The following is a 25,878-nucleotide window of genomic DNA, read 5'->3' as shown; positions in this document are numbered from 1 at the left end:
AAGGAGATAATCAAAATTTTCATATGATTAGCGCGCATTATCTTGTATGATATATACGGTACTTCTAAAGAAAAGCCGTCATGGAAGGCGCCTCTCATGTTAAAATAAAGAGAAGGGATCATCTAAAAAGGAGAAATGAAATGTTAATAGCTTTATTATTTATTTTAGCCTATCTACTCGGCAGCATTCCGTCCGGCTTGATTGTCGGAAAGGCCGCCAAAGGAATCGACATCAGGGAACACGGCAGCGGGAATCTTGGCGCCACCAACGCATTTCGGACACTCGGCGTAAAAGCCGGCTCTATCGTTGTGGCTGCGGACATTTTGAAAGGGACGCTCGCCGCCTTTCTGCCCGCCATCCTGCACATCGGCGTACACCCTTTGCTGGCCGGCGTAGCCGCAGTCATCGGGCATATGTTCCCTGTGTTCGCAAAATTTAAAGGCGGAAAAGCTGTCGCTACTTCCGGAGGCGTATTGCTTTGCTATCAGCCTCTTCTGTTTCTCACAATGGTTGCGGTGTTCTTTCTGTTTTTGTATATCACAAAATATGTATCGCTTTCTTCCATTTTAACCGGCTTGTATACAACGGTTTACAGTCTGTTTACGAAAGACCTTTTATTGGTGGCAGTCGTCGCCTTTCTTACGGCGTTTGTCGTATACAGACACAGGACGAACATTAAACGCATCATCGATAAAACCGAGCCCAAAATCAAGTGGATGTCCGGCAAAAGATGAGCCTATCCGAAGAACATTATATTTTCATGATCGGACAAAAACGTTATATACTATAAATAGATTCAGCATGCTTTGAAACAAATGATGAAGGAGTGCTTGCCCGTGAATTTGAAAATTAATGAAGAGGCGCTTAAATGGTATAAGAACGAGCTTGATTTAAAAGAAGGTGATCAGGTTCGCTTCTTTGTCCGCTACGGAGGATGCAGCAATGTTCAAAAAGGCTTCTCCCTTGGGGTCTCAAAAGATGAGCCGCAGCAAATCGGTGTAAGTGCGGAAAAAGACGGCATTACGTTTTTCGTTGAAGAAAGCGATGTATGGTATTTCGACGGCCATGATCTGCTTGTCACCTATAACGAATCTGCGGAAGAACCTGTTTTTGAATATCAGTAAAATATCATTTTTTACGGCTTGCAGAGAATCCCCCGTTTTTCTGCAAGTTTTTTTATTTTTCTTCGTCATTGAAGTGCCGAAAAAAAGCCTTCAAAATCTAGGGTGGCTTGCCTGAGTGTTCGGCAAATGTACACCGCGAGCTGCGTAAAGCTCCTAAAGGACATTATATACGGGGCAGCAAACACGAATAACTGAGCGGGTACAGATCCTGTATATCTAAAATACAGTTCGTTTAAAATAAAGCGGCAAGGATTTCCCCATTCAATAAAGATTTTTACACACTCTAATATTATACAAAGTCATTTACATCGAGGTGTTTGGTCATGGTTTACGGTGTGACAACTTTTATTTTACTGGCTGTTTTTCTGATCTTTTATTTAACGGACCGAAGAAGGATCATCAACGGTTTTTTATTCAATCTATTTTTTTGTTCATTTCTTGTTCTTTCCTACTATCTGGCATACGTTGTCGGAATTGGCTTTTTCAGACTTTTCGTCATTGTACCGCTGCTGATCTTTTTCTTTATCCTAACGTTCGGTCTATTTGCTTTAATGATCGGGTTATTTCTGAATGCGAGAATTCTTATCAAAAGAGAAGGACGACGATTGTCTAATTGTTTGACTTTAATTTCCGGGCTAGGCATTATCATATTTTTTCTATTGTCAGTGATTGACCCCGCTCGTTTTTTATCGCCAAATGTTCAGCCGTTGTTTGCGGGATCATCGCTTATTGCGGTCTATTTCTTCTTTCATTTAACAAATTTCTTAACAGCCTATTTTCTATATCAATTTAACAGACCGAAACTTAATCAGGATTACATCATCGTTCTCGGAAGCGGATTAATTAACGATACTGTACCCCCGCTTTTAGCAAGCAGGATAGATAAGGCTGTCGATTTTTATCGGAAACAAGCAGCTGTTGCTCCTCCGCCGAAAATTATTTTTTCCGGCGGGCAAGGACCTGATGAAAACCTTTCTGAAGCAGAAGCCATGCAGAGATATGCTTTAAAAAAAGGGATACCTGAAGAGCACACTTTCAAAGAAGACCGTTCTGTAAATACATATCAAAATATGCTTTTCTCCAAACAACTGATGGACTCATTATCAGACGGCAAATACAACAGCATCTTCACAACAAACAATTTCCACCTGTTCCGCGCCAGCCTATATGCAAAACGAGCAGGCTTAAAGAGCCAGGGGATCGGTTCAAAAACCGCTTTTTATTATTGGCCGAACGCCATGATCCGTGAATATATCGCTGTTGTTGTAATGAATCGTAAACGGCATAGCATTGTCGTAGGCACTATTTTAGGTTTTTCTATAATTTTGACTGCACTTAATTTTTTCATTGATTAAACTTCAAAAAGCGTCTTGAGATTTTGGTTTGTCCGGATGGCACACTTTCTATTGCAGTCATCCCCAACAAGGATGCAGAGATATATTGATGGAAGTCCCAATAGATAATGATGGATATTTTCAAAGGACATCTTCGCCGGAAAGATGTCCTTTTGCTTTGAAAACATTACACCGTCATGTTGATGATTCTAATGCTTCCTGAGCAATGGGCAACTTCCCTGCTCCAAGCAGCTGTTTTTTTGATGCGCTTGGACTTTTATTGCTTACAAATGTGAAAGGAATATGTAAGATAAATCAATGGTTTCGTTGGGAGGTTTTATATATGATGGGTTCCGAGGTGATAAATGATGAAATGGTTTTTAGGAATTTTAACGGCAGGACTGATAATTTTGGTCGGGGGCTACTTTTTATATTCCGGATATTATTCAACGGAAGATTATTACGTCAAAATTACAACAGATCCAAAAGTCGTGAAAGAAAAAGCAAGTGATGGATACACATATATAAATTATAACTATGATGTTACGGGTTATGATAAAGATGGGAAATCCAAAAACCTAAAGCTCTCTTCTCAAGAAAAAATGCAGAAAGGTCAGTACTATATTATTCATTGGGAAGATAGAAGGGAAATCATATCCAGCAAAGAAAAAGCGGGCGAGAAGCAAATAGATAAGGACATCCTGCATAAATTAGACAATCAAAATTAATCAGCCGCTCACTCTTTCCCCCTAAAACTTCTTGTTTTAGGGACTTTTTTACGAAAAATAAAATGGCTTATCAAGGCATGAAAAACACTGAAGTAAAGGTGAACTTTGTGATTGAAACAGATGATGACAATATAACTGAAACTAAAGATACGTTTTTGCTCATCAAAATGAAACAAGCAAGAACAATGCTTGCTTGTTTCAAGAGTGTCCGAGTTTCTTTAAAACACCGTATTATTCAAGCCTGAAACGCTTGATATGGCTTGAGAGCTTTTCTTGTTTTAAAATCATGATCTGCTTCTCTCCCAATAAATCAAAGTGGGGAAATTCGCTTCTTTTATCAATCCACTCTTTTTTCAGTCCGTACTGTTTGCCCCACTCTGCAAGCTTCTCAATGTTCGCGCATCCTGCTTTTGTCACCGTTTTGACATCCGGATACCTGTCATCGAGCCAGTAATGCGTAAGAAACGCAACTTCGCCGTTTAAAACGGCGCGCTTCCATTCGTTCAGCTCGTTTCTTTTAATACCGAACGCCATTACTTTTTGGCCTCTTCGTATGCTTCATGCCACTTTGGATAAAGCTTGCGGAACTGAACCGGTTTGAAGCTGTCCCCGTCAACGCAAATATGGGACGATGTTCCCTTCACAGCGGTTTCTCCGGCGGAATTAAAAATTTCATACCCATATACCGTTTTAAAGCCGTTGTAATCTTCAATCCACGTATGTACCGTCGCTGTTTCACCGTAGCGAAGAGGTTTGACGTAGCGGACATTGATATCCACGACAGGCGACAGGATGCCGTCTTTCTCCATTTCGGCATAAGAAAAGCCGAGTTCTTTAATTAAAGCCGTCCGGCCTACCTCCATCCAAATCAAATAATTGGCGTGATAGACGACACCCATTTGGTCTGTTTCGGCATAGCGGACTTCTATTTCTTTTTTTGAGACGTACAAATTCCCTCTACTCCCTTTTCACAAATGTATTTAATCCAATTCTAGCATATACAATGGGCAAAAACACGACGGACGGCTTCATGCAAAAAAACCAGGTCGCCCTGGTTTATTGATGATATCCGTTTTTGCGGGCTTCCGCCTCGTCATGGATTTCATTGCGCATCGCCTCAATGCTTTCATTTCGGCGTTCATTTTTTTCGCGGATCTGTTCCTGTTCCGCCTCGCTGGCAAAAGACAGCTGCTCTTCAGACTCCTCAATGTTTTCGATTGTGTTCTGCACCATGTCTTGAAGCTTTTCTACGTTGTCTGATCTGTCATCCGGATGATGTTTTTGATGTGTCATTCGGGTCTCTGCCTCCTTTTCATCTTTACTCGCCTTTTGTCTGCATAATGATCGGTGTTTCTCCTGATTTATCATGCATCTTTTTTCCTTTGTTGCGCTTATATTCTACCGGTTTTGTCCCAAGATGGCTCGGGGCAAATTTAGACTGTTTGTCGTGTTCTCTCGGCATGTCTATCCCTCCTTTTCAGCATTAGGATTCTCAAAAAGGAGCGTAAACATGAATCGATTTTTAAAAACTCACTTCAGCTTAAATTTCTCTTCAAGCTTATCTTCCAGCCGATCAAGAAACTCCTGGTTGGTCATGAGCTCCTTTTTATTTTCCGAGACAAGTTCTTCAAATGTTCGCCTTTTCGCTTTTTTCATGTTGAATCACCTCCAGCTTGTTTTCATTTTCACCATTTTTTGGGCAATATAAGCAAAAAAGCCGGGATTTTTTATAATCCCAGCTTTTCTTCCATATTCTTTTTCGACATCGTCCCCAGCACGATATCTTTAATGATTCCGTTTTCATCAATGATAAATGTCGTCGGATATGAAAAAATCTCGTATTTCGCATTGATGCCCGTTCGGTCTAAGACGATGGGGAAATGTAAACCGTGCCTTTCGGCAAACGCTTTGACCGTCTTTTCGTTTTTCTCGGAAGATGTAAAGTTGACGGCTAAAACGGCAATGTCCTGATTTTCATTTTGAAGCTCTTCCATTGCAGGCATTTCGGTTTCACACGGTCTACACCAGGTGGCCCAAAAATTTAACAGCACTTTTTTCCCTTTAAAGTCTGACAAAGATACATCGTTTCCATTCTTTAATGACGGCAGCGTAAAATCAGGCGCCTTGTCTCCTTTCTCAATGCCGATTTCGGCTTCCTTTTGCCCTGTAAAATTCCAAACCGCAAGACCGGCCAAGACTAAAAGAAACGCGGCAGCCAGCACTTTTTTCATCATCGGCATCCTCCACATTCAGGATTACGCTGAAAAAAGAAGAGAAAGCTAAAGGCTCTCTCTTCCTCATTCAATTACTGTTTCATTTTATTGCGGAGCACCATTTGCAGGATTCCGCCGTGACGGTAATAATCGATTTCCACTTCGCTGTCAAAGCGGACAACAGCTTCAAACGACTTGACCGTGCCGTCTTCGGCAATCGCTTTGACTTGGACGAGATCGCGCGGGCGCACCGACTCACTCACGTCTACTTCAATTGTTTCTTTCCCGGTCAAACCGAGCGTTTCAGCGTTTTCTCCCTCTTTAAATTGCAGCGGAAGAACGCCCATCAGCACAAGGTTGCTTCTGTGAATTCTTTCAAAGCTTTCTGCAATGACGGTTTTGATGCCGAGCAGATTTGTTCCTTTTGCCGCCCAGTCGCGGGAAGAACCCATTCCGTAGTCTTTTCCGGCAATGACGACCAGACCTGTGCCGTCTTCTTTATACTTCATGCAGGCATCATAAATGGACATCACTTCTCCGGTCGGCCAATACGTTGTATAACCGCCTTCAGTGCCCGGAGCGATCTGGTTTTTGATTCTGATGTTGGCGAATGTTCCCCTCATCATGACTTCATGGTTTCCGCGTCTTGAACCATATGAGTTGAAGTCTCTAGGAGAAACGCCTTTTTCCTGCAAATATTTTCCTGCCGGCGTGTCTTTGCCGATCGCTCCCGCAGGAGAGATATGGTCTGTCGTGACAGAGTCTCCGAATTTGCCGACAATGCGCAAGCCTTTAAGCGGTTCAACTGTACCTGGCTCAACTGACATGTTTTCAAAGAATGGCGGGTTCTGAATGTAAGTGGACTCTTCATCCCATTTATACAGGGCTTCATCCGTTGTTTCAATCGCATTCCAGCGTTCATTGTCATCAAACACGCGCTCGTATTCTTTTCTGAACAGCTCAGGAGTAACGGTTTGCTTCACGACGGAATTGATTTCGTCCATCGTCGGCCAAATATCGTTGAAGTACACATTTTGACCGTCTTTGCCGACGCCGATCGGTTCGTTTTTCAGGTCGATATCTACCGTACCTGCCAATGCATAGGCCACGACTAGAGGCGGAGACGCCAAGTAGTTTCCTTTGACAAGCGGATGAATCCGGCCTTCAAAGTTACGGTTACCGGAAAGGACAGACGTAATCAGCAGGTCGTTTTCGGCAACCGCTTTTTCGATTTCAGGCGCAAGCGGTCCGGAGTTCCCGATACATGTCGTACAGCCGTAGCCGACGATGTTAAATCCAAGCTCGCGCATATACGGCAGCAGGCCTGAATTAACCAAGTAGCCTGTTACGACTTTTGAACCCGGAGCGAGAGATGTTTTCACATAGTTCGGTACTTTCAATCCCAGTTCAACCGCTTTTTTGGCGACGAGGCCCGCACCGATTAAGACATAAGGGTTTGATGTATTTGTACAGCTGGTAATCGCCGCAATTGCGATCGCACCCGTTTTCATGACGGCTTCTTCGCCGTTTTCAAGCTTAAATTTGATTTCTTTGTCAGCCTCGCTCGCGTTTAAACCGAATCCCTGGTTGCCCGCAGGGCTTGCCAAATGCTTGTGGAACGTTTCTTTCATGTCAGTCAGCGGAATGAGATCCTGAGGACGCTTCGGACCTGAAAGGTTCGCTTCAACTTTTGACAAGTCGATTTCAACGATATCGGTAAATACAGGATCTTCCTGATCAGGCGTGTAGAACAGTCCGTTTTGACGGCAATATTCTTTCACCACATTGATATGTTCTTCATCACGGCCTGTTAAACGCATGTATTCCAATGCTTCCTCATCAACAGGGAAGAAACCGCAAGTCGCGCCGTATTCAGGAGCCATATTTGCGATTGTCGCACGGTCTGCAAGCGGTAGTTCCGCAACACCCGGACCGAAGAATTCGACGAACTTTCCGACTACGCCTTTTTCACGCAGCACCTGTGTCACTTTAAGCGCAAGGTCCGTCGCTGTCGTACCGTTCGGCAGCTTTCCGACAAGCTTCGCACCGATTACTTCAGGTACAGGGAAATATGAAGGCTGGCCGAGCATGCCTGCTTCAGCTTCAATTCCGCCGACGCCCCAGCCGAGAACGCCGATTCCGTTGATCATCGTTGTATGGGAGTCAGTACCGACAAGCGTGTCAGGATAAGTGACAATCTCGCCGTCTTCTTCCACTGCATGGACAACGTTTGCCAAATACTCAAGGTTCACCTGGTGAACAATACCTGTAGCAGGGGGAACAGCTTGATAGTTATTAAACGCTTTCTTAGCCCAGCTTAAAAATTTGTAACGCTCTGCATTTCGTTGGAATTCAAGGTCCATATTAACGGTCAATGCATCTTCCGTACCCGCTTTGTCAACTTGTACGGAGTGGTCGATGACAAGGTCTACCGGTATTTCAGGATTGATTTTATCCGGATCTCCGCCGACTGAAGCCATCGCTTTTCTTAATGAAGCAAGGTCTACAACGGCTGGAACGCCGGTAAAGTCCTGCAAAATAACGCGGGATGGTTTGAAAGGAACGTCAATATCTTTTAATTCGGCAGTGCCCCATTTTGCCAAGTTTTCAACGTGTTCCTCAGTAATGACTCTCCCGTCTACTTGACGAAGAACGGATTCGAGCAAAACTTTAATGGAATAAGGAAGTTTTGATACGTTTCCGATTCCTTGATCCTCTAATGCTTTTAAAGAATAATAGCTGTACGTTTTGCCTTGTACTGTAAACGTTTTTCTTGATTGAAAAGCGTCTTTTTTTGCGATTTGTTGCTGATTCGCCATTTCTCCAAAATCCCCCTTTAAAGATCAAGATCATACGCCAGAAAAATCGGCATATTTCACCACAATTTTCTCACAATTTAATCTTAAAACAATTTTAAACATAAGTAAATATCAATGTTTTTATTAAATTCAATAAGAATGACTTATATACGGAAAAAAGTTTATTTTACTGGAAATACATTTTTTTATACAATACACCCGCTAAGGCTATACTACAGTCTGAGGTGATTGAAATTGGCCAAACGAAAAGCAAATCATGTAATAAATGGAATGAACAATGCGAAACGCCAAGGAAACGGCGCGGGATATATTGAAAATGATCAGCACATACTCACTGAGGCGGAACGCCAAAACAACAAAAAACGGAAAACCAATCAATAAATACGAAAGATCCTTCATGAATATCTTAGGAGGTTAAAACATTGACAAATAAAAACGACGGCAAAGATATGCGCAAAAACGCACCGAAAGGAGCTCAGCCGGGGCAGCCAGAGCCTTTGAGCGGAAGCAAAAAAGTAAAAAACCGGAACCATACAAGACAAAAACACAATTCCAGTCACGATATGTAACATTTTTTCCGCGCCTTTCACGGCGCGGTTTTTTTCCTTACCGCGCGTCACCCTGAGGCGTTGTCCACCCTCCTTCACATGAATTCAAAGGTGTGCATAATCTAATGGTAAGGCTAGGTATGGAGGAATGCTCCAATGACAAATACAAAACGTTTCGATTCCGCAGATTTTGATAAAGAATGGATGAAACAGTTTGTTGACGACCCTTTTCTCCTCTATGATGAAACTTTACCGATTGACCTTTATGAAACGAGCACTGAATATATAATTGAAGCAGATTTAAGCCACTTGAATGTCCGGCATCTTGACTTGACGTTTTCAGGCTACGATTTCAAGCTTGCAGTTAAAACCGATGAGCAGCTTTACGAGAAATCGCTGATGCTTCCTTTCTTTTTGAATGACAAACAGATCGAAGCGGAATGCGAAAACAACATTCTTGCAGTTAAAATCAATAAAGAATCAAGCAAAGATGACATTTCGCTTTCAATCAATATTCCTTTTATATCAAAGCTGCACAACAAGCAGAACCCGGACAGCGCTTAAAACACTTGCCATCCGGGTTTTTTTCCGTTCGTTCGTCAAATATCCTCTAGCAATTCTCTATGGCCGATTAGGGAATCGCTATACAATAGATTATGTTCTAGCATCTCTTTTGACCAGGCCGGTGTCCCATTTTATATTATTTTTTCTATGTTCTTCTAAAACGCCTTCATGTAAAATAGGTTATAGACAAAGGAGTGATGAGAGATGCTGGAAGGATGGTTTTTATGGCTGATGCTCGCTTGGATCGTCATCATGATCGTCCTCTTGTCAATCGGCGGTTTTTTCATGTTTCGCAAATTTTTAAAAAGGCTGCCTAAAGAAGATGGGAAATCTGAGCTGGACTGGCAGGATTATTATATTGAACAGACAAGGCATTTGTGGAATGACGAAGAAAAAGAACTGCTTGAGGAATTGGTTTCACCCGTACCCGAGCTGTTTCGCGATGTAGCAAAAGCAAAAATCGCCGGTAAGATCGGGGAGCTTGCATTGAAAGAAAAAGCAGGCGCCATCGACCGGGATTTAATCATCAGAGGCTATATTATGGCCACACCGAAAAGAGACCATAAGTTCCTCGTGAAACGTTTAAAAGAAAAGAACATTGATCACTCTACATATCAAGAGCTTTTTAAATAAACAAAACCTTTCCTTCTTTCAGGAAAGGTTTTGTTTTAATTGACCTGTATGTGATTTGACGCTTCAATCTGGCTTGAAAGCTTTCTAAACGATAAATACATGGCAATCCGCCAAGGAACGATCATCCCGAAAGCCAGAATCCAAAACATTCCGCTCAGTGCGCCGTAATCGATCGTTGTGCTTAATATGCTCTTCATCACGATCCGGATGACGAGCAGCGCAATTAAAATAAACACAAACGATTTGGACCGTTTAATATAGATTTTATCATCGCGGATTTCAAATTTTGAGGTTTTAATTAAGAAAATAGAAAAGATCATGCCCACGGTGAGAGCTTCCAAAAATTCAGCACCGGTTACGTGGAACACCGGAAATAAAAACATGAGAGCACCGGTGCTCATAAAAATCGGAGGCAGTATAATTTTTTTGGCCGTAGCCGGTTTTTCAGATGACTTGATTCTGACAGCCATGACAATGACGGCCATCACGATAGCAAGTATAGATGAAACGACGATCATCATACATATCATCCCTTTTTCTAAAGCTAATTTCTCTACTTGTTACTATACTCTAAAACGAAGAAAAAAACCATGTTCACGTTTATCATCTGCAAGCATTTCCGAGCACATGCCGAATCGCTTCGACGACTTTCGTTTCCTCGAAAGGCTTGACGATGAAGTCCTTGGCTCCGGCTTCGATCACCTCAACGACGATCCACTTTTGCCGCATGGCCGTACACATGATCACTTTCACTTTCGGGTTCAGCTGGATCATATCCTTTAAAGCTTCTATCCCGTTTTTCACAGGCATCGTAATATCCATGATAACCAAGTCCGGCTGCAGCTCTTGATAAAGCAAAACAGCTTCTTCCCCGTTCTCGGCTTCACCCGCGACTTGCAAGTCTTCTGTTTCAAGTATTTCTCTAATTTTATCTCTCATAAATTTTGCATCATCAACAATTAAAACCCTTGTCATACTCCCCTCCAACATCATTATTCAGTTTTGCTGTGAATAAGTCCTATTGTAACAAAAAACCAAGGCGGTCCTTAGCAAAGTTTAAAAGCCTCTGAAATCGCCGAACAGGCCTGACAATACGATAATGATTTTCGTCATCCAGTCAAAGAACAGCAGGATGCCGACTACAATCATTGCAACTCCGCCGATCTTCATGATGATGAGCTGATGCTTCCGAAGCCATTTCATCTTTGTAATGAAAAAAGACAGAAGCAGAAACGGCAAGCTGAATCCGAGTGCATAAAGCACCATATAAGGCACGGCCGACATCGGGTTCGTTCCGGCGAGTGCAATAACCGCTGCAAGAATCGGGCCGGTGCAGGGCGTCCAGCCGGCGGCAAATGCCATTCCGATTCCGATGGAACCGAGCAGACCTCCAGGCCTGTTTTTAAATTGGAGGCGCCTTTCTTTCATTAAAAATTCAGGCTTAAAAACCCCCAAAGTGACAAATCCGAAAAAGATGATAAAAACCGCACCAAGCTGCCTGATGAGCTGATGATAATCCTTAAAAAACGACCCGACAAGCGACGTGCTGTAGCCGAGTGCCACAAAGATCATCGAAAAGCCGATCAGGAAAAAGACCGTATGTACCAAGCTCCTTTTTTGAAACATAAGTTTGTCAGAATGGATTTCACTCATGCTGACACCGGTAATATATGATAAAAAAGCGGGATAAAGCGGCAGGCAGCATGGCGAAATAAACGATAGAAACCCTGCACCGAAAGCGAGAATATAATTGATATCAGCCATCTCTTTCTCCCTTCTATTTTTTGGAATACCATGAAAGAAAATCATTTGATATGACAATTACATTTCAATTTCCTAACATATCACAAAAAAGGATGTTGATTGCACGAATTTCTTTATATAATCAATTTTGACAATTTACCCTTATCACCTTCAGAATTGAAAAGAAACCTATATATGGATATAATAGCATTTAGTAGGCAACAAAAAGATGATTTTTACAGAAGAAAGGATAAATTCCTGTGATGAAAGAAAATCTGCTTCATGAAATTGAGGAAAAAAGAAAAGAGCTGCTAAAAATCGTCATGACAAACGGCATGACTTCACATATCACCATTCAGCACAGCCAGCAGCTGGATAGCCTTCTCTTGGAATACCAAAAACTATCTCTCGGAAATACACAATAATCATAGATCAAAATAAAAAACCCGGAAGCGGGTTTTTTATTTTATAACCATGTTCCTTCTATGTCATAATCGCATTCGCATTATTTCGTTTGATTTTCCATGGCTTTCATCATTTGATTAATTTTCTTCTGGGATGGTTTCATACCCATCTGCATCATCATCATGCGCAGCATTTGTTCATTAATTGGCGGATTTTTTTTCAAATAGTTCATCATATATTTACGAGCAATAAAAAATCCGAGTGCAACACCTGCGAGCAATGCTAAAACGCCCACTAGGATGACAACCCACAAATCCATTTAATTTCCTCCTTCATGTTGTCTCGTATAAAGTGTACTAAACCAAACGCTATTATACAACATTTACAGTCCAAATTCTTTTTTTTATACAAAATTTCTTTCTTTCACAGGGTTCAGCCAGCCATAACGTTTCATATTAAAATCCATCGCAAGAAAACACGGACTGACTTTTCGCAATACCTCAAAGAAAACCGTTTCGGCATCGAATGGACCCTTTGCCAATATCTCAATATGACGGTCTTTGATAATAAAAGAAGCGCTTCCTTTTGGAACAATCAATCTGTATACATAGTCAACCTGTGTATAGTCTTCCCGGCAGAGGTTCATTTTCATTCTTTTGTGTATATGAGCAGCGGGAATCGGTTTTGTAATAAACTCGATCTGTTTCGCGGCTAATTGAGACTTTTGATCGGGGCTCGTCCAATGATAATCGTAAAACAGTTTGAACATGACAGACTCTCTTCCAAAATAATGGCTGGCAAATTCCTCTTCTATCAAATACGTATAATAATGGCGTTCCATCCCTGTCTCATCCCCCTGTTTCGAAAGATATATGTTTTCTATTATACAAAAGGGGGTTAGAAATAATTGTCTGATGATGATAAAAGAAGCGACTAATTTTGTCGAAACGAAAAAAAGAGAATGATCCGCAGATCATTCTCTTTCATATGCCCGATTAGCGATTTAACAGTTTTTTCACCCGGTCAACTACATTCGCAGGCGTAAAACCGTATTCTTTCATGATCGTTTCGCCAGGAGCTGATGCACCGAACTGGTCGATTCCGAGAATGTCCCCGTCAGTGCCTGTATATCTCTCCCATCCGAGCGGCGATCCCATTTCAATTGCGAGACGCTTTGTCACATCAGTTGGAAGAACAGCGTTTTTATATTCAGCCGGCTGCTTGTCAAATCGATCCCATGACGGAACGCTGACAACGGATACGTCAATGCCTTCTTTTTGCAGCTCGCTTTGTGCATCAAGCGCAAGGCCAACTTCAGATCCGCTCGCAAGCAAGATCGCTTCCGGTTTTTCGTTTTGGCTTTTTGAAACGACATATGCACCCTTTTTAACGCCTTCATAAGCCGTTTCAGCAGACTGATCGATTGTCGGCAAGTTTTGGCGTGTCAACACAAGCGCAGTCGGCTGGTCTTTTGATTGAAGCGCGAGCTTCCAGGCAGCTGCTGTTTCATTTCCGTCGGCAGGTCTGATGACGGACAAGTTCGGCAGCGCACGAAGTGATGCCAGCTGTTCAATCGGCTCATGAGTCGGTCCGTCTTCACCGACGGCAATGCTGTCATGTGTAAATACATAGGTGACAGGAAGCCCCATCAATGCAGCAAGACGAATCGCTGGTCTCAAGTAATCGGAGAAAACGAAGAACGTTCCGCCGAATACGCGGAGGCCTCCGTGAAGAGCCATTCCGTTCAAAGCTGCTCCCATCGCAAATTCCCTTACACCGAACCAGATATTTCTGCCGGCGTAATCCTTCGCTGAAACATCTCCGCCGTTTTTGATTGTCGTTTTGTTGGAACCGGCCAAGTCCGCGGATCCGCCAAAGAAAAACGGCACTTGTTGAGCGATTCCGTTTAACACTTCACCTGAGGATGCACGTGAAGCAAGGCTGCTTCCTTTTTCATATACAGGTACTTTCTGATCCCATCCTTCAGGAAGCTCGCCTTTGATCGCCAGTTCAAGCTCTTCGGCAAGTTCCGGGTGGGCTTTCTTGTATGCGGAGAACAGTTCGTTCCATTCCGCCTCTTTTTTCTTACCCGCTTCCTTCACTGTTTCGTTAAAGTGCTCGTACACTTCGGAAGGAACATAAAAATCTTCTTCGTATGTCCACTCATACGCTTCCTTCGTTAATTTCGCCTCTTCTGATCCGAGCGGAGCGCCGTGGACGCCGGATGTGCCCGCACGGTTTGGAGAACCGAAACCGATCGTTGTTTTCACTTCAATTAATGTCGGCTGCTTTTCATTTTGTTTCGCTTTCTCGATGGCCGCCGTAATTTCGGCAATGTTGTTGCCGTCTTCAACATAAAGCACTTCCCAATTCATCGCTTCAAAGCGCTGCTTTACATTTTCAGAGAATGAGCGGTTTAGTTCGCCGTCAAGCGAAATGTCATTTGAATCATAAAGCACGATGAGACGGCCGAGGTTCAAATGTCCCGCAAGCGAAGCCGCTTCGGATGAAATTCCCTCCATCAAGTCTCCGTCACCGCAAATGCTGTATGTATAATGGTCAACGACGCGATAGTCGTCACGGTTGTAAGTTTCAGCAAGGTGACGTTCAGCAAGCGCCATTCCGACAGCCATTCCGATTCCTTGGCCAAGCGGACCTGTAGTCGCATCTACACCCGGAGTATGTCCGAATTCCGGATGCCCAGGAGTTTTGCTTCCCCATTGGCGGAAATTTTTGAGGTCTTCAATTGAAACGTCATATCCGCTTAAGTGAAGCATGCTGTACAAAAGCATTGATCCGTGTCCGGCGGAAAGCACAAAACGGTCCCTGTTAAACCAATTCGGATTTTCAGGGCTGACATTCATCATTTTTGTCCAAAGCGCATAAGCCATCGGAGCAGTCCCCATCGGCATGCCGGGGTGACCGGATTTAGCTTTTTCAATCGCGTCTATGGAGAGTGTTCGTATTGTTGCGACAGATTTTAATTCAATCGTTTTCATTATGATCCCCTTCCTGTATGGACTCTACTTTCTTATCATAAATCTACCCATCGGTTTTCACAACCATTTCAGCTCAAAAGCTGGGCGAAAAATGACGAATCTTTGCCTTCATTCTAAATTGTAGTATATACAAAAAGGGAATACGATATCGGCGTATTCCCTAAAATTAATGCAATCGGCGGTTTCTTTTTTCCTGTTTGAGCTTTTCAGGAGTCACATCATTACCTTCAGGGTCAACAATCGTCACAGTTTTCAACGTGTTTTTCATAGACGCGCGGACGCCTTGAAGGTATTCCTGGCGAAGCTTCTGCTGTTCTGCTTTTTCTTCGTCTGTTAAAGATCCGCTCTTTGCTTTTTTGGCAAGCTCGTTAATTCTGGCTATTTTTTCTTTAGAAATCATAAGATACTCCTTTGATTCGGTATATATCCATCATACTACTAAATCCGCTTTCGTTTGACAACAGATTAGTCTGCAAGGCCGTCCTTATACTCCTGGTAGCGGCGGTGAACGGTTGCTTTTGATATGCTGTATCCGAAGCCTCTCAACACGGCTGCAATCTCCGCAAACGTCAGCTTGTTCTCCCTGAGCCTGACGATTTCTGAAAGAGGCGCTTCGATTCGCTCTCTCCCGCCGCCTTCATTGCGGTGTTTTAGGTTCCTCTCCGGGCGGTAGCCGTTTTCGACCGCCTTCTTCATTCCCCGCTTAATTTTCAGGTTATGTATTTTCCGCTGGTATTCCTCGACAATGCCGACAATCTCCAAAACCATCGAGTCCGCTTCGGAAAGCTCGAGCTTTCCGCGGTGAGCCAGCGTGTAGATTTGAACGCCTTCTTTATATAAACAGTGAAGAAGGGCAATTTTGGCATTCCCTCTTCCAAGCCGCGTATCATCCTGTATTAAAACCGCGTCGATGTCTGATGTTTTGATTTCCTCGAGCAGATCGAAGACGCCGTCGCGGTCCATTTCATATCCGCTCGCCTGCTCGGAAATGACGCTCACGACGTTCATCCCGTGTTCGGCGGCAAGCGACTTAAGCTCTTCCTCCTGCCGCTTTAATGAGGTTTCCTGCTGCTCCTTCGCAGTGCTTACCCTGGTGTAAATAATCGCATTCATGGAAATCCCCTCAATCTCTTATTCTACAACTGCAAGCTGATATTGATCGGAGTGCTGTTTGGCTACCGGCAGGATCAAGACATCTCCCGGTTTAATGACAGAGGTCGGCAGATTGTTTTTATCGGCGACCCATTCGATGAATTTGTGTTTGTCAGCGGTTTTTCCGCCTTTGATCCGGTCGGCCAGCTCCCACAATGTATCGCCTTCTTGCACTTCTATTTTAACATATTGCTTTCTTTCTTCGATCTTACCGGCAAAAGACACAAACAGAATACAGCAGCTGATCACAGCAGTAAACAGACTGACAAAAATCAATGATTCTTTTTTCATATCCATCACCCCAGAATGTTTGTTCGGTTTTTGTGACTTCAGTATACATACGAACAAATGTTTCTGTCAATCGTTTTTTTCGAACCTATGTTTGTACTCAGAGGAAAAACATGCTATAATCTAGCTAAAATCGACGTTTTGAGGTGCAAAAAATGACGAAGCTATCAAAAAGACAACTTGATATTTTGCGTTTCATTAAAGAAGAAGTGAAGCGCAAAGGCTATCCGCCTTCCGTCAGGGAGATCGGAGAAGCGGTCGGCCTGGCGTCAAGTTCAACGGTACACGGCCACTTGGCAAGGCTTGAAACGAAGGGATTGATCAGAAGGGATCCGACGAAGCCGAGAGCGATCGAAATTCTCGATACAGAGGAGGAAATTCATATTCCGAAAAACCAGGTTGTCAATGTCCCGGTCATCGGAAAGGTGACCGCCGGTACACCGATTACCGCAGTCGAAAACATCGAGGAATACTTTCCGCTTCCCGAACGCCTGGCGCCGCCGGATGAGCACGTCTTCATGCTGGAGATCATGGGAGAAAGCATGATCGATGCCGGAATTCTTGATCAAGATTATGTGATTGTCAAGCAGCAGAACACCGCAAACAACGGGGATATCGTCGTTGCGATGACCGAAGACGACGAAGCGACTGTTAAGCGGTTTTTCAAGGAGGAAACCCATATCCGCCTTCAGCCGGAAAACCCGACGATGGAGCCGATCATCCTTCAGAATGTGACGATTCTCGGAAAAGTCATCGGCGTTTTCCGCACTGTTCATTAAAACACGGACTCATCAGCAAAACCGCCGGTCGGCGGTTTTTTTGCACGAAAAAACAGGCTCACATCCATTCGGCAATGAAGGATGCGAACCTGAAACAGAGGGAATGATAATATGCTTACATTACCATTATCCCCCACAACGATTTTCCTGTCAACAAAAATGTTTCCCAAAGGAAAGATATTTGTTTTTCGCCTTTTATTGAACGATAAACAAAATTCTCGTCCCGTCGGCGAAACCGCTCAGCCTGTTCCCGACCCAGGAGCCGGCTCCGCGGTTATCCGATGAGCTGACATATCTGACAGACGCTCCTTTGCCCCCTTCTTCACACATGGCCATCGGCCATTCGTCACGGTCAAAGCCCGGCTTAGTCGGAATCCCCTTCAGTGATTCCTGGCGGCGCTTATCCGCTCCCGATCTTTCAATCGTGCAGACATCTGAATGCCCCGCTTTGATTGCGTCGCTGATATGAGCGCCGGTTTCGGGATAGCGTGATGCCGGAAAATACAATATGTCGTCATACCTTGCAGCACCTTCGGCATGCTGAGGAGAATATGCGGCGCCTCCCGAAAGCCCAAGCAGTACCAATGCGGAAAACAGCAGATGAACCGCCCATTTTTTGATCATGACAAAAACAACCTCCTCTTGTATATGCTGGTGTTACTAACAGATTAAGAGAGAATTGTTTTTGCTTTTCGGGTTCTTTGTGAAAAAGACGTTTAGATTGTGTAAATGAACGTTTATTCTTCTATGACGTTATTTTTTAAGATGCTGCACGTCATCGCTTTTGCATCAGAACATGAACCGTTGATATCGTTGGTAAAAACATAACTTCAGCCGCGTGTTTTAATGAATTCCCGCAAACAGCTCCATATCGACAGCCCTTGTGCCTGTCTTGCCGTATTATATGTCTGTATCTTCTTGAATCATCCTCCAAGGCCGTTTTTCATCACTGTACAAAAAAACAGGCGGGAAATCCGCCTGTTCATACGGCAACTTCAAATGTCAGCTTGTCGCCGTGCTTATAGTCGATTAATTTAAAATCATCGATTGTAAAGTCATAAAAATTTTTGATATCCGGGTTGATCCATAGCTTTGGCGCTTCATACTGCTCGCGTTTCATCTGAATGTTTAAATTGTCGATGTGACGGGTATAGATGTGGCAGTCACCGATGTTGAAGATGTATTCGCCCAGCTCATAACCGAGGACTTGCGCGATCATGCGCTGCAAGACATTATATTGAAACACATTGAACGGGTTGCCAAGCGCCATGTCGTTGCTTCTCGCTCTTACTTCTAAAGAGAGCTTTCCTTCTTTCACATACCATTGCGTCTCATAGACGCAGGGCGTCAAAGCCATGCCATCCAAATCATCGGGATTCCACAGCATGGTCAAATGCCTGCGTGAAGAAGGGTTATGCTTTAACTGATGAAGCAAATAATCCACTTGATCGACTTTCTGGCCGTTAACCGTTCTGTTTTTCTTCCCTAATTGATAGCCGTACGCTGCTCCGATTGTGCCGTCTTCAAGACGCCATTGATCCCAAATATGAACCCCCATATCATTCAGAACTTGAACATCATTGGATTTCAGCTGCCAAATCCAAAGCAGCTCTTTAATGGCCGTTTTCCACGCCACCTTCTTCGTCGTCAAAATCGGCACTTCTGAATTGTCAAACCGCATTTTTTCGCTCATGATGCTCAGCGTATGAGCCGGCGTTCCGTCTGAATCCCACTTCGTCCGAACCTGATATTCTTCATCGGAGATCCCTGATTCAATAATTTTTTGTATGATTGCATTGTATTGCTGGTCATAATGGCTCATCTTATCCTCTCCTCTTTCCACATGATATGTATAAAATGAGTTTTTTTCAAGGTTTAAGATCACGCGCGGGTTTGATAAATCTCCAATGCTTTCTTGAGAACATTTTTATCGTATCCTGAGATATCGTGGATTTTTTCAGTCCATCCTTCGATTGTGTCCGGCTTCGCTTCTCTGTATAATCCTTTGCTCGTACTAAGATATATGTCCCAGCCGCTGAATTCCCAATGGGCGATTTCATGCTGAAACGGAATTCTGCATTCCAGTAAAGGCGCAGGCTTCAATGCCGCCTGCGAGTATTCAGCCGCCTTTAAAAAAACGGACATGTCAACAGGGTCTGTATTGTAGACTTGAGTCGACACCTTTCCGTTCGGCCGATGGTAAAGGACCTCAACTCCGCCGGCTGTCGGCATGACTTGAACTTGTGCGGCAGGGAAAAAACCGCCCAGCTTTTCATTGGTATAATCTTCAGATTCGCAATCGATCAGAATCGGATGCAGCCATTGGTCTCCCAGATCACACAAAAAGCGCCGGCCTCTTTCATCAAGGGCGATGACTGCGGCATGCGCGCGTTCCGTTTTGAACGAACGGCCGATTGGAAAAGCTTCCACTCCGTCTTTTGTGAACTCATCCAGCAGCCAAATCGAAAGGTCAAAACAATTGCCGGCAATCCCGTACTCTTGATAGTGCTCCTTCATCATCGATACTTCCCGCTGTCTCCCATCTCCTGCCTGATGATAAAACCATGCTTTTGTCAGCGTTTCCATCGGAAAAGAGTCAAATTTTCTCCACGTACGGAGAATGGCTTCCGGAGCAAACAACATCTTACCCCCTGTCTCAGAAACGATTGTTAACACCATTATATACGTGCGCCCGAGACGAAAAAAATCCCTTGGCAAGGGATTTTTTTCGTTTTATTTTCCTTTCTCATCGGTTGGAATCTGGATCAGGGAATTCGATCCGGTCGCTTTAGGCATTTTTCCGTCCCATTTTTGGATCCATTGATACTTGATCATTTCATCCGACATCGACTTTTTAATAATTTCGTTGTACTCGGCAATACCTTGGGCTTCGATCTTTTTCTTTTTCGCTTCCGCTTCGGCGATCTTCAGCTCCGTCTGTGTTCTTTCCAGTTCCTGCGAAGACTTCACGCGCGCGTCAATCGCTTCCTGAGTCGCTTTATCAGGCTTCGGCACGCCGAGTGTTAAATCGTCAATGACAAAGCCGAGCCCCTTCATATCATCTGCAAATGTTTTTTGAATTTCTGCAGCGGCATCAGATGATTTTTGTCCGTATGTATCAATGACGGAATATTTGGAAATCGACTTTCTCGCAGCGTCCCACAGCCTTGTTTTCAAGTAGCTGTTTTCGATTGATTCAATATCGACCGCTCCGAATTTATTAAACAATTCTACGACTTTATCAGGCTGAACGACATAGTTGTAGGCAATGTCCATTGAGATGTTTTTGCCGTCGGAAGTAGCCACTTGAATATCCTGATTGTTTACAGTCTGCATCCGTACCGGATATCTTGTGACTTTGTCAAACAGCCCGACTAAATGCCAGCCTTGATCCAGCGTTTCCGATTTTACCCCGCCATTCGGGGAATAAACGACGCCGACATATCCGTTCGGGATTTTCTCGATGAACAGGGAGGCCGTGAATCCTCCAATAATTAAAGCGGCAGCGACAATGATTCCGCCGAGCAGCGTTTTGTTTTTATTTTTCTTTGGTTGTTTTTCATTCATCTTTGTCGTCCTCCAGCGTTTTCTTTATTTTGGTCGCCCCGCTTCCGACTTTTTTAAAAAGCGGGCTCAACATAAGCCATACGCCAAACCCTATAATGAGCAGCAATATGATCGAACCAATCATGACTTTCACTTTTGTTTCACCCCTTTTGCATTTGTTGATTGATCGTATGACTAAATAAAATCATTTCACTTATGTTTACGTTCATATGAACTTAAAGTTTCATTTTTTTAAAATTTAATAGAAAAAAATTTTATCATTGTGAAATCATCAACTTAAAAGACGGATTCCTCCTGCACGGGCATCGTTATAGGATATGTTGGATATCTTATTCCTTATGCCGCGCAATTATGGCGTGTTCGCAGTCAAATGAAGACATCAAATAAGAAAAACGGCTCAACTGAACCAACTAAAAAAAGAGCCAGTCATTTGGCTCTTTTAAATTTCAAATATTACTGATTGCCCTTTTTGACCCATTCAGCTACGGTCACCGTTCGTTTTGCTTGATGTTTCACTGCGGCTTCTACGTCTTCAATCATCTTCCCGTCTTGATCGACTGTAACACTCGTTCCATATGGATTTCCGCCAGCCCCAAATAGGACAGGATCAGTGTATCCAGGAGAAGCAATAATAGCTCCCCAGTGCATCATTGAAGTATATAAGGACAAGATCGTCGCTTCTTGACCACCATGTGGATTTTGAGCGGAGGACATTGCACTTACAACTTTATTAACTGTCTTGCCGTTTGCCCAAAGTCCGCCTTGTGTATCAAGAAACTGTTTCATTTGGGATGCCATATTGCCAAAACGTGTTGGTGTACTGAATATAATAGCGTCTGCCCACTCTATATCTTCTGAGGTTACGACTGGAATGTCTTTTGTTGCATCAACAGTTGCTTTCCATATTTCATTTCCTTCAATAACTGATTGCGGAGCCAATTCTTGTACTTTTAATACTTTGACGTCAGCGCCTGCTTCTTTTGCGCCTTCTGCAGCCCATTTTGCTAATTGATAGTTTGTTCCGCCCATACTATAAAAAACTACAGCTAATTTCACATTTGACATATGATCCATCTCCTTTGATTTTCTAAATAATTTGTCTAAAAATCCCATATTTTACACCCGCTTTTTTGTTTTCTTTTTTTAAACCTTTTAAAAACCACCCCCTTGAAAGTGTTTCGCTGCCTTTATTATTCCTTGCTACAATAAGCTTAAAACATTTCAGTTTAATAAATCTCAACTTCGAGATATCGTGGATGGTTATATTACTTCGGTCTTTCCCTGGTAAAGATTTCACCAATCTTTGCGTAATCATGCCCGGCCAATCGGCTGATGGCTCCGAGGCCTCTCGGATCAATTTTTCCATTTTCATAAATGCCGCTCTCGATATGATATTGAACGACTTGACCTATCATGAAATCGCAGCCGGGAGAGTGTTTATCTCCCAACTCTAATGAATACTCCAGAACACATTCCATGCGCACTTTCGCTTCTTTAACCCCCGGTACCGAGACTTTCACACTTTCAACCGGGGTTAACTCCGCTAACTGAATTTCACTTTGACTTGGAGGTAGGCTCGCGGCCGTTGCATTCACTTTTTCAACATTTTGTTCATCAACGATATGGACCACAAATTCTTTGCTCTTCAGAATGTTTCTCGCTGTATCTTTTTGGCTCCCTTCAGAACGTTGTATGGACAGGGAGATCATGGGAGGATTTGAAGATACAATATTAAAATAACTAAATGGAGCTCCGTTTAAGACGCCCTCCTCTGACAGGCTTGTAACAAACGCCACGGGTCTTGGTATGATACTCCCGATTAAAAACTTGTAGTTCTCTCTTTCCGTTTTTGTAAGCGGATCAATGGACAGCATTGAATCACTTCCGTGCAAAAATTAATCCAGCGCCTTCACTGTTATAGGAATTAATCTTCTTTCTAACTGCTCTCTGTAGTGTTCATACTGAGCCGGCAACATTAACTGTTCTCCCATTGTTTGATGTGATTCATCATGGGCGAACCCTGGAGGATCTGTTGCAATTTCAAATAAAATCTCCCCGTGTTCTCTAAAATAAATCGCGTTAAAATAATTTCTGTCTTGCACGGGTGTAACACGATAACCATTTTCTGCAACATATTTTTGCCATTCTAATTGATCATTGTCATCAATAGCTCTCCAGGCAATATGGTGAACTGTACCAATCCCCATTTGTCCGCTGCCTATAGTTGTTAATTTCAAATCAATTATATTCCCGATATCACCAGAAGAACGAAAACGTACAAAATCTCCTTCTTCACCAACTTTTTCAAGTCCCATAACCTTTTCTAATAATTCAGCCGTTTTTTCCGGTTGTTTGGATAAAAGTGTTGCTCCGCCAAATCCTTTGATTGCTTTGTCCGGTGTAATTTCTCCTATCTTCCAGCTGTTCTTTTCCCCTTCTTCTCTTTCGACAATTTCCAGATGAAGTCCATGAGGATCATCGAACTCTAAGTACTCCTCTCCAAAACGGTTCATTTTTGTATAAGGCAAATTAAATTTTGCCAATCTGTTTTCCCAAAATGCCATTGCGCCTTTAGGAACGACGTATGAAGTAACTCCCACCTGGCCATCTCCAATGACTCCTCGGCGAGCACCCACCCATGGAAAGAATGTAATAATCGTTCCCGGTTTTCCGCCTTCATTACCGAAATACAGGTGGTATGTTCCCGGATCATCAAAATTAACAGTTTTTTTCACTAAACGTAAACCTAGAACGCCAGCGTAAAAATCGACATTCTCTTGCGGATGGCCGACAATCGCGGTAATGTGATGGATTCCGCTTGTTTTCTTTTTCATATCATTTCACTCCTCTTTCATGAAACATAGCTTTATTATGAGATATAGGTTACAAATTCATTTACAGGTTTTCTAAATCCCCGCGGTTTTCTGCTTTCTAATTTTTCCTTCCCAAGGGTGATCATCATGACGACCTCATATTGCTCATTTATATTCAATACCTCTTTTACCTTTTGAGGATCAAAGCCAATCATGGGACAAGTATCCCAACCTTTTTCTTTAGCAGCCATCATAAAGAGCATAGAAGATAATGAGCCATTCCTGATGGCTTCATCCCTTTGAAATGCTTCTCCTCTGGATTGATAGAAAGAAACCGTATCGTGAACCATATCATCATATTCTTGTTTATTAAGTACTCCGAGCAGTTTTAAACCTTCGTAGATTTCTTTTGCTTGATGAAAGGCCTTTTTGTCACCCAAAACGATGATGACTGCCGACGAGCTTAGGATCTTGTATTGGCCATTAGCTGCTTCATGCAACATGTTCTTCTTTTCTTTATCCAACACCGCAATATAGTTTGTATGCTGCAAATTAAAAGCAGAGGGAGCCAATTTTACAATTTCAAATATTTCATTAAGCTCCTGTTCAGAAATTGAATATCCAGGAAGAAAATTACTTGCTGATCGTCTTTCTTTTACTAACTCTAGAAATTCGGTCATTACTACTACCTCGCAATCGACATTTATTATGAATTCGTATATTTCGAATTCGAGATATTGTCGTAAAAAAATTTACATGCTTTGGGCATGGAAGCCCAGTTTTTTCAACTTTTCAATTAGAACTTCTTTTTCTTTAATGTCCAGCCCGCCGAAAATGCCTTTCATAGCTGCTTTATGTTTAGGAAAAAGATTGTTCATCAGTGCAGTTCCTTCATTCGTTAAGGCAGCGTATGTTATACGGCGATCTTTAGGACAAGGCCTTCTTACTATTAAACTTTTCTTCTCCAGCTTATCTATAACATAGGTAATACTGCTGCTTGCGATTAATACCTTTTCGCCTATTTTTTGTATCGGCTGATCGCCTTTATTATAGATTAATTCTAAAACAGCAAACTCAGTTGGATTTAATCCTAAACATTTAATGTCTTCTTCCACACGCTTTTTAATCGATTGTAATGCTCGAGACAAGACAATAAATGCCTTTAAAGACAACTCCTCTTCATATCTCTCCATATCTTGACTGCCCATGGCATTCATCCTTTTTAATTATCTCGAATTCGAGATAATTGTATAATAACGATTTGCTTGTGCCAACTATTTAAAAGAAATAAACGCTCGCTGTTAAACGGTTGCATGTGATTTGCTTTGTTGTGCGGCGTACCGAAGTGGATTCATCTGACGCAAAAAACCGCCGACTCAAGGTCGGCAGCGCCGGCTGTTTCAAAAGTCTTATGATGTATTCATAGCTTGTCTTTTATCTGAAGATGCAGCTTCGGATTCAGCAAGAAAATAATGGACTGAAGCTGTTCCTGTTTATTAATCGACGGATCCGCGTGGTGTTGATGGTTGTAGCCGTTAAAGATGGCAATCAGCGTAGACGCCATCACCTTCGGATGGAGCTGTTTCTGAACAATGCCTTCTTCCTGCAGCTGCTCAATCATTTCGACAAAAAACTCCCTCCACTGCTCATACAGAAGGGCTACCTTTCTTTGAATCTCAGGATATCTATGACTATTTGCCATAAATTCCAAAAATAAAGCTGTCGAATGCTCTTTATTTGATGTTTGAATCAAGTGTTCAATCCCCGCGAGCAATCCCCTCAGCGTCTTTTTTCGAAAACAATTCATGCTGGTCTGAAAGCGATCTTCCATCTGCTCATTCATAATATGGAGAAACAGCATCTCCTTTGACTTAAAATACAAATAAAACGTAGCTTTAGAAAAACCGGCTTCTTTCATAATTTCATCTACAGAGGTTGCCGAATATCCATTTTGGGCGAACAGACGATATCCGGCTTCTACGATCTTTTGAACCGTATTCTGTGTCTTCTTTTTCATTAAGCTGTCTGTCCTCTCTACTTCTCTAATTAAGTTAAACCGTCTATGTATTTAAATATACTGGGAACGTCAAGGACTTGTTATGTGAAAGAAAATTGGAAAAAGCCGCTTAAAATCTTTGCTCAAACATACACCTGCAGCCTAAGCGGACG

Annotated in this window: 37 protein-coding genes; 10 read left to right on the top strand and 27 right to left on the bottom strand. The window is 42.8% G+C overall.

The features are described from left to right. Positions 1-140: 140 nt before the first annotated feature. From plsY to H7F26_RS16590, 4 genes are all read left to right on the top strand, one after another. Complete coding sequence (gene plsY / locus H7F26_RS16605; RefSeq protein WP_003182278.1) at positions 141-734, top strand: glycerol-3-phosphate 1-O-acyltransferase PlsY; 594 nt, start codon at positions 141-143, stop codon at positions 732-734. A 102-nt stretch (positions 735-836) separates the two neighbouring features. Then, on the top strand, positions 837-1,124 hold the full coding sequence (locus H7F26_RS16600; protein ID WP_003182275.1) for a HesB/YadR/YfhF family protein: 288 nt from the start codon (positions 837-839) through the stop codon (positions 1,122-1,124). A gap of 323 nt (positions 1,125-1,447) precedes the next feature. Further along, the gene (locus H7F26_RS16595) at positions 1,448-2,479 is read left to right on the top strand and encodes a YdcF family protein (protein ID WP_016885436.1); all 1,032 of its coding nucleotides are present in this window, start codon (positions 1,448-1,450) and stop codon (positions 2,477-2,479) included. A 347-nt stretch (positions 2,480-2,826) separates the two neighbouring features. Continuing rightward, positions 2,827-3,186 carry a YxeA family protein gene (locus tag H7F26_RS16590; protein ID WP_016885438.1) on the top strand — a complete coding sequence of 120 codons (360 nt, stop codon included), beginning with the start codon at positions 2,827-2,829 and terminating at the stop codon, positions 3,184-3,186. Positions 3,187-3,417: 231 nt separating this feature from the next. Here H7F26_RS16590 and H7F26_RS16585 read toward each other — a convergent pair whose 3' ends face one another. The 7 genes from H7F26_RS16585 to acnA form a co-directional block, all read right to left on the bottom strand. Beyond that, positions 3,418-3,720 carry a hypothetical protein gene (locus H7F26_RS16585; protein ID WP_003182267.1) on the bottom strand — a complete coding sequence of 101 codons (303 nt, stop codon included), beginning with the start codon at positions 3,718-3,720 and terminating at the stop codon, positions 3,418-3,420. Continuing rightward, on the bottom strand, positions 3,720-4,136 hold the full coding sequence (locus H7F26_RS16580; protein ID WP_003182265.1) for a YbgC/FadM family acyl-CoA thioesterase: 417 nt from the start codon (positions 4,134-4,136) through the stop codon (positions 3,720-3,722). Before H7F26_RS16580 ends, H7F26_RS16585 begins: the two co-directional genes overlap by 1 nt. A gap of 106 nt (positions 4,137-4,242) precedes the next feature. Next, entirely contained in the window at positions 4,243-4,479 is a 237-nt protein-coding gene (gene tlp, locus H7F26_RS16575) for a small acid-soluble spore protein Tlp (RefSeq protein ID WP_003182262.1), read from the bottom strand. A gap of 25 nt (positions 4,480-4,504) precedes the next feature. Beyond that, positions 4,505-4,648: an acid-soluble spore protein N gene (locus H7F26_RS16570; RefSeq protein WP_003182261.1), complete on the bottom strand. Its 144-nt coding sequence runs from the start codon at positions 4,646-4,648 to the stop codon at positions 4,505-4,507. Positions 4,649-4,716: 68 nt separating this feature from the next. Beyond that, on the bottom strand, positions 4,717-4,842 hold the full coding sequence (locus H7F26_RS16565) for an FbpB family small basic protein (protein ID WP_003182259.1): 126 nt from the start codon (positions 4,840-4,842) through the stop codon (positions 4,717-4,719). Positions 4,843-4,913: 71 nt separating this feature from the next. Further along, positions 4,914-5,420 (bottom strand): peroxiredoxin family protein, encoded by a 507-nt coding sequence (locus H7F26_RS16560; protein ID WP_003182256.1) that lies wholly within the window; start codon positions 5,418-5,420, stop codon positions 4,914-4,916. 71 nt (positions 5,421-5,491) lie between these two features. Continuing rightward, the gene (gene acnA, locus H7F26_RS16555) at positions 5,492-8,218 is read right to left on the bottom strand and encodes an aconitate hydratase AcnA (protein ID WP_003182254.1); all 2,727 of its coding nucleotides are present in this window, start codon (positions 8,216-8,218) and stop codon (positions 5,492-5,494) included. A gap of 234 nt (positions 8,219-8,452) precedes the next feature. Here acnA and sspO point away from each other — a divergent pair, with 234 nt between their 5' ends. The 4 genes from sspO (at position 8,453) to H7F26_RS16535 (ending at position 9,963) form a co-directional block, all read left to right on the top strand. Continuing rightward, positions 8,453-8,599, top strand: coding sequence for a small acid-soluble spore protein O (gene sspO / locus H7F26_RS16550; RefSeq protein ID WP_003182252.1), 147 nt, complete (start codon positions 8,453-8,455; stop codon positions 8,597-8,599). A 41-nt stretch (positions 8,600-8,640) separates the two neighbouring features. Next, positions 8,641-8,787, top strand: a complete 147-nt coding sequence (locus H7F26_RS16545) for a small acid-soluble spore protein P (RefSeq protein ID WP_003182250.1) — start codon at positions 8,641-8,643, stop codon at positions 8,785-8,787. Between the two features lie 135 nt (positions 8,788-8,922). Continuing rightward, the gene (locus H7F26_RS16540; protein WP_017474790.1) at positions 8,923-9,330 is read left to right on the top strand and encodes an Hsp20/alpha crystallin family protein; all 408 of its coding nucleotides are present in this window, start codon (positions 8,923-8,925) and stop codon (positions 9,328-9,330) included. Positions 9,331-9,534: 204 nt separating this feature from the next. Further along, positions 9,535-9,963 carry a DUF2621 domain-containing protein gene (locus H7F26_RS16535; protein WP_003182245.1) on the top strand — a complete coding sequence of 143 codons (429 nt, stop codon included), beginning with the start codon at positions 9,535-9,537 and terminating at the stop codon, positions 9,961-9,963. Between the two features lie 35 nt (positions 9,964-9,998). Here H7F26_RS16535 and H7F26_RS16530 read toward each other — a convergent pair whose 3' ends face one another. From H7F26_RS16530 to H7F26_RS16520, 3 genes are all read right to left on the bottom strand, one after another. Continuing rightward, positions 9,999-10,493, bottom strand: coding sequence for a CcdC family protein (locus H7F26_RS16530; protein ID WP_085959522.1), 495 nt, complete (start codon positions 10,491-10,493; stop codon positions 9,999-10,001). Positions 10,494-10,566: 73 nt separating this feature from the next. Further along, positions 10,567-10,938, bottom strand: a complete 372-nt coding sequence (locus H7F26_RS16525) for a response regulator (RefSeq protein WP_017474791.1) — start codon at positions 10,936-10,938, stop codon at positions 10,567-10,569. A gap of 81 nt (positions 10,939-11,019) precedes the next feature. Next, complete coding sequence (locus H7F26_RS16520) at positions 11,020-11,727, bottom strand: cytochrome c biogenesis protein CcdA (RefSeq protein WP_003182240.1); 708 nt, start codon at positions 11,725-11,727, stop codon at positions 11,020-11,022. A 242-nt stretch (positions 11,728-11,969) separates the two neighbouring features. Between H7F26_RS16520 and H7F26_RS16515 the strand changes: the two genes are divergently transcribed. Next, the gene (locus tag H7F26_RS16515; RefSeq protein ID WP_229107189.1) at positions 11,970-12,131 is read left to right on the top strand and encodes an aspartyl-phosphate phosphatase Spo0E family protein; all 162 of its coding nucleotides are present in this window, start codon (positions 11,970-11,972) and stop codon (positions 12,129-12,131) included. An 80-nt stretch (positions 12,132-12,211) separates the two neighbouring features. Here the strand turns inward: H7F26_RS16515 and H7F26_RS16510 are convergent, their stop codons facing one another. The 6 genes from H7F26_RS16510 to yneA all read right to left on the bottom strand — a co-directional run bounded on the left by H7F26_RS16510 (position 12,212) and on the right by yneA (position 16,553). Then, positions 12,212-12,430: a YneF family protein gene (locus H7F26_RS16510; protein ID WP_003182236.1), complete on the bottom strand. Its 219-nt coding sequence runs from the start codon at positions 12,428-12,430 to the stop codon at positions 12,212-12,214. An 84-nt stretch (positions 12,431-12,514) separates the two neighbouring features. Then, positions 12,515-12,952 (bottom strand): sporulation inhibitor of replication protein SirA, encoded by a 438-nt coding sequence (sirA, locus tag H7F26_RS16505; protein WP_003182234.1) that lies wholly within the window; start codon positions 12,950-12,952, stop codon positions 12,515-12,517. 154 nt (positions 12,953-13,106) lie between these two features. Next, positions 13,107-15,110, bottom strand: coding sequence for a transketolase (gene tkt, locus H7F26_RS16500; RefSeq protein ID WP_009328229.1), 2,004 nt, complete (start codon positions 15,108-15,110; stop codon positions 13,107-13,109). 166 nt (positions 15,111-15,276) lie between these two features. Then, on the bottom strand, positions 15,277-15,510 hold the full coding sequence (locus H7F26_RS16495) for a DUF896 domain-containing protein (RefSeq protein ID WP_003182231.1): 234 nt from the start codon (positions 15,508-15,510) through the stop codon (positions 15,277-15,279). A 65-nt stretch (positions 15,511-15,575) separates the two neighbouring features. Beyond that, the gene (locus tag H7F26_RS16490; protein ID WP_003182227.1) at positions 15,576-16,223 is read right to left on the bottom strand and encodes a YneB family resolvase-like protein; all 648 of its coding nucleotides are present in this window, start codon (positions 16,221-16,223) and stop codon (positions 15,576-15,578) included. A gap of 18 nt (positions 16,224-16,241) precedes the next feature. Then, the gene (yneA, locus tag H7F26_RS16485) at positions 16,242-16,553 is read right to left on the bottom strand and encodes a cell division suppressor protein YneA (protein ID WP_003182225.1); all 312 of its coding nucleotides are present in this window, start codon (positions 16,551-16,553) and stop codon (positions 16,242-16,244) included. A 152-nt stretch (positions 16,554-16,705) separates the two neighbouring features. Between yneA and lexA the strand changes: the two genes are divergently transcribed. After that, positions 16,706-17,329, top strand: coding sequence for a transcriptional repressor LexA (lexA, locus tag H7F26_RS16480; protein WP_003182222.1), 624 nt, complete (start codon positions 16,706-16,708; stop codon positions 17,327-17,329). 195 nt (positions 17,330-17,524) lie between these two features. Here the strand turns inward: lexA and H7F26_RS16475 are convergent, their stop codons facing one another. From H7F26_RS16475 to H7F26_RS16425, 11 genes are all read right to left on the bottom strand, one after another. Continuing rightward, the gene (locus tag H7F26_RS16475) at positions 17,525-17,953 is read right to left on the bottom strand and encodes a NucA/NucB deoxyribonuclease domain-containing protein (RefSeq protein ID WP_003182220.1); all 429 of its coding nucleotides are present in this window, start codon (positions 17,951-17,953) and stop codon (positions 17,525-17,527) included. 358 nt (positions 17,954-18,311) lie between these two features. After that, positions 18,312-19,151 (bottom strand): thymidylate synthase, encoded by an 840-nt coding sequence (locus H7F26_RS16470; protein WP_003182218.1) that lies wholly within the window; start codon positions 19,149-19,151, stop codon positions 18,312-18,314. A gap of 59 nt (positions 19,152-19,210) precedes the next feature. Further along, positions 19,211-19,972, bottom strand: a complete 762-nt coding sequence (locus H7F26_RS16465; RefSeq protein WP_003182215.1) for a hypothetical protein — start codon at positions 19,970-19,972, stop codon at positions 19,211-19,213. A gap of 90 nt (positions 19,973-20,062) precedes the next feature. Next, positions 20,063-20,896: a prohibitin family protein gene (locus H7F26_RS16460; protein WP_003182213.1), complete on the bottom strand. Its 834-nt coding sequence runs from the start codon at positions 20,894-20,896 to the stop codon at positions 20,063-20,065. Continuing rightward, positions 20,889-21,029 (bottom strand): hypothetical protein, encoded by a 141-nt coding sequence (locus H7F26_RS16455; RefSeq protein WP_003182211.1) that lies wholly within the window; start codon positions 21,027-21,029, stop codon positions 20,889-20,891. The genes H7F26_RS16460 and H7F26_RS16455 overlap by 8 nt, the downstream gene beginning before the upstream one ends. A 320-nt stretch (positions 21,030-21,349) precedes the next feature. After that, complete coding sequence (gene wrbA, locus H7F26_RS16450) at positions 21,350-21,961, bottom strand: NAD(P)H:quinone oxidoreductase (RefSeq protein WP_003182210.1); 612 nt, start codon at positions 21,959-21,961, stop codon at positions 21,350-21,352. Between the two features lie 200 nt (positions 21,962-22,161). Further along, positions 22,162-22,770, bottom strand: a complete 609-nt coding sequence (locus H7F26_RS16445) for a flavin reductase family protein (RefSeq protein WP_009328237.1) — start codon at positions 22,768-22,770, stop codon at positions 22,162-22,164. Positions 22,771-22,791: 21 nt separating this feature from the next. Next, positions 22,792-23,730, bottom strand: a complete 939-nt coding sequence (locus H7F26_RS16440) for a ring-cleaving dioxygenase (protein ID WP_003182207.1) — start codon at positions 23,728-23,730, stop codon at positions 22,792-22,794. Between the two features lie 35 nt (positions 23,731-23,765). After that, positions 23,766-24,389, bottom strand: a complete 624-nt coding sequence (locus H7F26_RS16435; protein ID WP_003182204.1) for a nitroreductase family protein — start codon at positions 24,387-24,389, stop codon at positions 23,766-23,768. Between the two features lie 72 nt (positions 24,390-24,461). Continuing rightward, positions 24,462-24,917: a MarR family winged helix-turn-helix transcriptional regulator gene (locus tag H7F26_RS16430; protein ID WP_003182202.1), complete on the bottom strand. Its 456-nt coding sequence runs from the start codon at positions 24,915-24,917 to the stop codon at positions 24,462-24,464. A 212-nt stretch (positions 24,918-25,129) separates the two neighbouring features. Continuing rightward, a complete protein-coding gene (locus H7F26_RS16425) occupies positions 25,130-25,726 on the bottom strand; it encodes a TetR/AcrR family transcriptional regulator (RefSeq protein WP_009328239.1) in 597 nt (198 codons plus the stop codon). Positions 25,727-25,878 lie beyond the last annotated feature (152 nt).

The organism is Bacillus sp. PAMC28748 (assembly GCF_014250415.1).
Taxonomy (GTDB): Bacteria; Bacillota; Bacilli; order Bacillales; family Bacillaceae; genus Bacillus; species Bacillus licheniformis.
Note: the sequence above shows the minus strand (reverse complement) of the source record. Positions and strands in the feature narration are given on the sequence as shown.

Excerpts from the sequence above, each read along its gene's own strand:
- tlp (WP_003182262.1), bottom strand. The coding sequence starts at position 4,479 with ATGACACATCAAAAACATCATCCGGATGACAGATCAGACAACGTAGAA.
- H7F26_RS16530 (WP_085959522.1), bottom strand. The coding sequence starts at position 10,493 with ATGATATGTATGATGATCGTCGTTTCATCTATACTTGCTATCGTGATG.
- lexA (WP_003182222.1), top strand. The coding sequence starts at position 16,706 with ATGACGAAGCTATCAAAAAGACAACTTGATATTTTGCGTTTCATTAAA.
- H7F26_RS16565 (WP_003182259.1), bottom strand. The coding sequence starts at position 4,842 with ATGAAAAAAGCGAAAAGGCGAACATTTGAAGAACTTGTCTCGGAAAAT.
- yneA (WP_003182225.1), bottom strand. The coding sequence starts at position 16,553 with ATGAAAAAAGAATCATTGATTTTTGTCAGTCTGTTTACTGCTGTGATC.
- H7F26_RS16570 (WP_003182261.1), bottom strand. The coding sequence starts at position 4,648 with ATGCCGAGAGAACACGACAAACAGTCTAAATTTGCCCCGAGCCATCTT.
- H7F26_RS16520 (WP_003182240.1), bottom strand. The coding sequence starts at position 11,727 with ATGGCTGATATCAATTATATTCTCGCTTTCGGTGCAGGGTTTCTATCG.
- H7F26_RS16440 (WP_003182207.1), bottom strand. The coding sequence starts at position 23,730 with ATGAAAAAGAAAACAAGCGGAATCCATCACATTACCGCGATTGTCGGC.
- H7F26_RS16540 (WP_017474790.1), top strand. The coding sequence starts at position 8,923 with ATGACAAATACAAAACGTTTCGATTCCGCAGATTTTGATAAAGAATGG.
- H7F26_RS16425 (WP_009328239.1), bottom strand. The coding sequence starts at position 25,726 with ATGAAAAAGAAGACACAGAATACGGTTCAAAAGATCGTAGAAGCCGGA.
- H7F26_RS16515 (WP_229107189.1), top strand. The coding sequence starts at position 11,970 with ATGAAAGAAAATCTGCTTCATGAAATTGAGGAAAAAAGAAAAGAGCTG.
- H7F26_RS16460 (WP_003182213.1), bottom strand. The coding sequence starts at position 20,896 with ATGAATGAAAAACAACCAAAGAAAAATAAAAACAAAACGCTGCTCGGC.
- plsY (WP_003182278.1), top strand. The coding sequence starts at position 141 with ATGTTAATAGCTTTATTATTTATTTTAGCCTATCTACTCGGCAGCATT.
- H7F26_RS16445 (WP_009328237.1), bottom strand. The coding sequence starts at position 22,770 with ATGCTGTCCATTGATCCGCTTACAAAAACGGAAAGAGAGAACTACAAG.
- H7F26_RS16465 (WP_003182215.1), bottom strand. The coding sequence starts at position 19,972 with ATGTTGTTTGCTCCGGAAGCCATTCTCCGTACGTGGAGAAAATTTGAC.
- H7F26_RS16430 (WP_003182202.1), bottom strand. The coding sequence starts at position 24,917 with ATGGGCAGTCAAGATATGGAGAGATATGAAGAGGAGTTGTCTTTAAAG.
- H7F26_RS16495 (WP_003182231.1), bottom strand. The coding sequence starts at position 15,510 with ATGATTTCTAAAGAAAAAATAGCCAGAATTAACGAGCTTGCCAAAAAA.
- tkt (WP_009328229.1), bottom strand. The coding sequence starts at position 15,110 with ATGAAAACGATTGAATTAAAATCTGTCGCAACAATACGAACACTCTCC.
- sirA (WP_003182234.1), bottom strand. The coding sequence starts at position 12,952 with ATGGAACGCCATTATTATACGTATTTGATAGAAGAGGAATTTGCCAGC.
- H7F26_RS16470 (WP_003182218.1), bottom strand. The coding sequence starts at position 19,151 with ATGAGCCATTATGACCAGCAATACAATGCAATCATACAAAAAATTATT.
- H7F26_RS16595 (WP_016885436.1), top strand. The coding sequence starts at position 1,448 with ATGGTTTACGGTGTGACAACTTTTATTTTACTGGCTGTTTTTCTGATC.
- H7F26_RS16525 (WP_017474791.1), bottom strand. The coding sequence starts at position 10,938 with ATGACAAGGGTTTTAATTGTTGATGATGCAAAATTTATGAGAGATAAA.
- H7F26_RS16510 (WP_003182236.1), bottom strand. The coding sequence starts at position 12,430 with ATGGATTTGTGGGTTGTCATCCTAGTGGGCGTTTTAGCATTGCTCGCA.
- H7F26_RS16475 (WP_003182220.1), bottom strand. The coding sequence starts at position 17,953 with ATGATCAAAAAATGGGCGGTTCATCTGCTGTTTTCCGCATTGGTACTG.
- acnA (WP_003182254.1), bottom strand. The coding sequence starts at position 8,218 with ATGGCGAATCAGCAACAAATCGCAAAAAAAGACGCTTTTCAATCAAGA.
- H7F26_RS16535 (WP_003182245.1), top strand. The coding sequence starts at position 9,535 with ATGCTGGAAGGATGGTTTTTATGGCTGATGCTCGCTTGGATCGTCATC.
- wrbA (WP_003182210.1), bottom strand. The coding sequence starts at position 21,961 with ATGTCAAATGTGAAATTAGCTGTAGTTTTTTATAGTATGGGCGGAACA.
- H7F26_RS16435 (WP_003182204.1), bottom strand. The coding sequence starts at position 24,389 with ATGACCGAATTTCTAGAGTTAGTAAAAGAAAGACGATCAGCAAGTAAT.
- H7F26_RS16490 (WP_003182227.1), bottom strand. The coding sequence starts at position 16,223 with ATGAATGCGATTATTTACACCAGGGTAAGCACTGCGAAGGAGCAGCAG.
- H7F26_RS16585 (WP_003182267.1), bottom strand. The coding sequence starts at position 3,720 with ATGGCGTTCGGTATTAAAAGAAACGAGCTGAACGAATGGAAGCGCGCC.
- H7F26_RS16560 (WP_003182256.1), bottom strand. The coding sequence starts at position 5,420 with ATGATGAAAAAAGTGCTGGCTGCCGCGTTTCTTTTAGTCTTGGCCGGT.
- H7F26_RS16590 (WP_016885438.1), top strand. The coding sequence starts at position 2,827 with ATGAAATGGTTTTTAGGAATTTTAACGGCAGGACTGATAATTTTGGTC.